This is a genomic window from Brachybacterium sp. 107 (assembly GCF_052379725.1).
GTDB lineage: Bacteria > Actinomycetota > Actinomycetes > Actinomycetales > Dermabacteraceae > Brachybacterium.
This window is the reverse complement of sequence record NZ_JBQSYW010000039.1, coordinates 1-3,887: the sequence shown is the minus strand read 5'-3', so window position 1 is coordinate 3,887 and position 3,887 is coordinate 1. Positions and strand designations below refer to the sequence as shown.

The 3,887-nt window shown below is 69.3% G+C and carries 3 protein-coding genes; all 3 read left to right on the top strand.

Annotation, left to right across the window (positions count from 1 at the left end):
- A partial coding sequence (locus tag ACT3UL_RS19150; RefSeq protein ID WP_444579993.1) for a hypothetical protein occupies nucleotides 1-273 on the top strand: 273 nt, incomplete at its 5' end.
- A 182-nt stretch (nucleotides 274-455) separates the two neighbouring features.
- Entirely contained in the window at nucleotides 456-3,134 is a 2,679-nt protein-coding gene (locus tag ACT3UL_RS19145) for a LuxR C-terminal-related transcriptional regulator (RefSeq protein ID WP_441448109.1), read from the top strand.
- Between the two features lie 74 nt (nucleotides 3,135-3,208).
- The gene (locus tag ACT3UL_RS19140) at nucleotides 3,209-3,676 is read left to right on the top strand and encodes a TetR/AcrR family transcriptional regulator (RefSeq protein WP_444579992.1); all 468 of its coding nucleotides are present in this window, start codon (nucleotides 3,209-3,211) and stop codon (nucleotides 3,674-3,676) included.
- Nucleotides 3,677-3,887: the final 211 nt, after the last annotated feature.

Here is a 3,887-nt window from a genome sequence, read left to right as displayed (position 1 = left end):
CTCGCGTACCGCACATTTTCCGACATGTGCGTCGGATCTAGCCGGGGGTGCGCCTGCATTCATGCGCCGGGCGTGGGACTGGTGGTCCACGCGGGCCAGCGGCGCTGGGAGGTGCCGCTGACCAGGGGAGATAGGAGCACCGACGAGTTGCCGTCGACCCCACGGGTCGGTTGGCCGCGTCTCCGCGGGCGCCACCCGGAACTCGTCACCAGCGCGATTGTCGACGACATCGTGAACAACGTCTCTCCGCGAAAGCGGAGCATCGCGAGGTGAACCGGTGCCAGAATCTTAGATGATGGCGCTTTCCGCGAGTCAGCGGTGCACCGGGGCAGCACGGACCATGCAACGTCGAGAGGGCATGGGCGCGCCCGTCACGTCGTTCACGGATCGGGGCACTCTGCAGATCTGAGCACACAGTGGCGCAGCGCTCATGGGAAGTCGGAGTTCACGAAGTCATGGCGTACTTCAGCAGAGCACGCGAGCTGGCGGATCTCACCGAGATCGTCACCGCCGACGCGCCCCAGCCCGTCGCCGTCCTCGGCCCCGAGGGATCCGGCAAGAGTGTGCTCCTCAAGGAGCTCGCCGCCTCCAGCGCGATGCCCGTGGTCGCCATGCGCGGCAGTGAGATCGAGGAGTCCTGGCCCTACGCCGGCCTATCAGCGCTGCTCGCCACTCTCGACAGCGTGCTCGACACGAACTGCCTCGCGTCCATCTCGGATCTCCTGCACCCCGGGATCGGGTCGACGCCGCAGGCCATCTCTCAGAGCCTGTACGCGAGCATCGAGTCCTTCCGTCGCGAACCGTCCCTCGTGGTCATCGACGATGCCGACCTCCTGGATCCTGCCAGCCAGGAGATTCTGGGATATGTGATCCGCCGTTCCGGGATCACGGAGCTGCGGGTGGTGATCTCCGTGTGCGACATGCCGCCCAGCAGCCCCTTCCACGGCCTGCATCGCCTGCGCATGGAACCGTTGGACATCTGCGATCTCCTGGACCTGGGCCGCTCGCTGACGCCCTCCTCGACGGCCGTCTCTGCGCTGGAGCATGTGGCCAGCGCCTCCGGCGGGAGCCCCATGGCGTTCAAGAGCATCCTTGACGAGCTCCCGGAGCACGTGCTCACGGGCAAGGCCCCCTTCCCCATCGCGATGCGCACGGGGTCGAGGTTCGCCACGCTCATCGAGGCCGAGCTGGCCACGCTCAGCGCGATCGCCCGGGAGTCGCTGGACTATCTGTCGACCTCGCCCTTCACGCCCGTGGGGCTCTTCGACCGCGTCGAAGGCACCTCGCGGGAGGCCCTGGACGAGCTGGTCGCCTCCGGCTTCGTGATCCAGGAGTACGGCCGCATCTACATCGTCTCGTCGCCGATCCGCTCCGCCGCGTACCGGGCACTGACCGCCCGCGGCCGCCTGGCGATCCACGCGGAGCTCGCCGGTGCTGCGGGCGAGGGCTATCCCGAGCTGCGCACCTGGCACGCGAGCTACGTCGAGCACGATCCGCGGCACAGCCCCGATCTCCTGACGGCCGCCCGGGCCTTCGCGGAACAGGGCTGGACCCGGCTCGCGGTCGACTTCGCCGAACGCGGCCTCGCGCTGAACTCCGAGGGCGACCTCTCCGAGCACCTGTGTCGGCTGTCGATGACGCTGCTGCTGGATGCGCATTTCAACCTGGCCCGGCGCTACCTGCACATGGCCCGGGGCCGCGACCTCGATGTGGCCGTCCCCCCGGGGCTCGCCCTGCTCACAGTGCTCCTGGACTACATCCGTCGCCAGGAGGTGGTCGCCCACGGCATCGAGCGCACCGTGGAAGCCTTCGGGACGTCGCACCCCACCGAGTGCGCCGAGCTGCTCTGCGTCGCAGCGATCGCCCGGCTCGAGCGCTGGGAGCTCACGGGCGCCCAGGAACTCATCGCCCGCGGCGCCTCCCTCGCCGGGGACCAGGCCCCTATCGTGCGCGCCCTGACCGAGCTGGCCGCTGCGTACGAGGCGGGACTGACCGGGAAGAGCCTGCCCGGGGAGTGCGACGTCAGCAGGCGGTCCGGGATCATCAGGGACGGTCTGGGGGTCGAGGCGTCCCGCATCCTCACCGCGCGCGCCCTCTCCCTGGCCGAGCGCTACGCCGAGGCGCGCTCGGCCCTGGAGGACGTCACCAACCACAGTCCGCACGTCGGCACGTTCTGGACGATCTTCGCCCTGCAGGTGACGTTCTCCAACGAGCTCCGTGCGGGCCAGTACCACCGGGCCCGCGACGCCTTCGCCCAGATCGACCTCTTCGTCCGCAGCCAGTCGCACTTCGTGGTCAACCACGCGTACATGGCCTCGATGATCGCGTCGATGGATGGGGACGTCGACGCGGCGACGGAGGGTCTGCACACGGGGATCCGCCTGGTCACCCCGGGCGCCGGCGCCGCCCAGGAGGCGCAGGTCGCCATCCGTCAGGCACGGATCGCCATGTCCCGGCACGAGTTCGAGCTGGCTGCGGACTACTTCTATCGGGCCCGCCATCTCTCCGGCCCGCTGCGGAACCCGCAGCTCCTGCGATTCCACGTCGACTTCATCGCCGTCCTGGTGCGGGTCGGGCGCCGCAGCGCCGCCCAGGAGATCCTCGCCGAGTTCCACGCCTCGGCACGCGAGATGCCCTCGGCGTGGGCGGCGCGCGCCCTCGCGATCTGCGACACCCTCGTGCTGGACGACGAGGCCTCCCTCCGGGCGCTCCGCACGACGCTGGACACCTGGGCCGACGGCGACCACGAGTACCTCCGGGCACGCGCCCTGTACCTCCTCGCGTTCCTGCACGGTCGCCTGGGTCAGCGGCAGGAGGCCGAGACGGCGACGCTGCGGGCCCGAGAGATCTTCCGCGAGATCGGCGTGGAGGTGGGGGGCGCTCCCTGCGCACCCGCCGAGGAGCTCCCTGAGACGACTCCCCTGCTCGATCTCCTCACCGAGAAGGAGCTGGCGGTCGTCGAGCTGCTCGCGACGGGTGCGAAGAACCAGGCCATCGCCCACGAGCTGTTCCTCTCCGTGCGGGCCGTGGAGCTGCGGCTCACGAACATCTTCCGCAAGATCGGCGTGACGTCACGCTTCGAGCTCATGAAGGTGCTGGCCGGGGAGCTGGACGCGCGGCATCGCGCGGGATGAGCGGACCGTGGCCGAGACGTGCAGGACTGAGATGACCGCGGCCGAGCGGCCCTACCATCACGGAAGCCTCCGTGATGCCCTGTTGGGCGCCGCGTCGTCACGTCCGCGACCGGCAGGCGCTGCTGGACGCGCTGGCGATCACCGGCTTCGAACGCCTGGAATCTCAGGTTCGACGCACGCTCGACCGCGCCGGCGAGGACTTCCCCGCGCGGCTGCGAGCCGCTGTGAACACCTTCGTGCGCTTCGCGACGGACAACGCCGCCCTGCTGGAGCTGATGTTCTCCAGCAAGCATCGCGAGGGCGCCGAGGACGTGCGCGCCGCCGCCGAGCCCGGTTTCGCCCTGATGTTCGGCCTGATCACGCAGGGGCAGGAATCCGGGGACGTGGCATCCGGGGATCCCGAACGGGTGAGCATCGTGCTGGTCGCGACGATGCAGGGCATCGCGACGCTGATCAATGGCGACATGGTCGACGTGTCTCTGCTCGACGAGCTGACGGACAGGGCCACCGATCAGTTCCTGCGAGGTGCGGGCCCCGCGTGAGCGATGGCGCTGCCGTCATCCCCTCGCGCCTGTCAACGTGGCGGTCCTGCCCAGTGCCCCGAGCAGATCATTCATCGGCAACGGTCCCACCGTGACCTCATGTGGGCCCTGGGTGCACGTGATCCACACGCCATCGGGGTTCGTGGTGACGGTGAGGGCATCACCATCGAGGTCACTGAATTCGGTCGCGTCCATGGCTCTCCGCATTGAT

Bases quoted from the DNA above. Each gene is read 5' to 3' on its own strand.
- ACT3UL_RS19145 (WP_441448109.1), top strand. From the start codon at position 456: ATGGCGTACTTCAGCAGAGCACGCGAGCTGGCGGATCTCACCGAGATC.
- ACT3UL_RS19140 (WP_444579992.1), top strand. From the start codon at position 3,209: ATGCCCTGTTGGGCGCCGCGTCGTCACGTCCGCGACCGGCAGGCGCTG.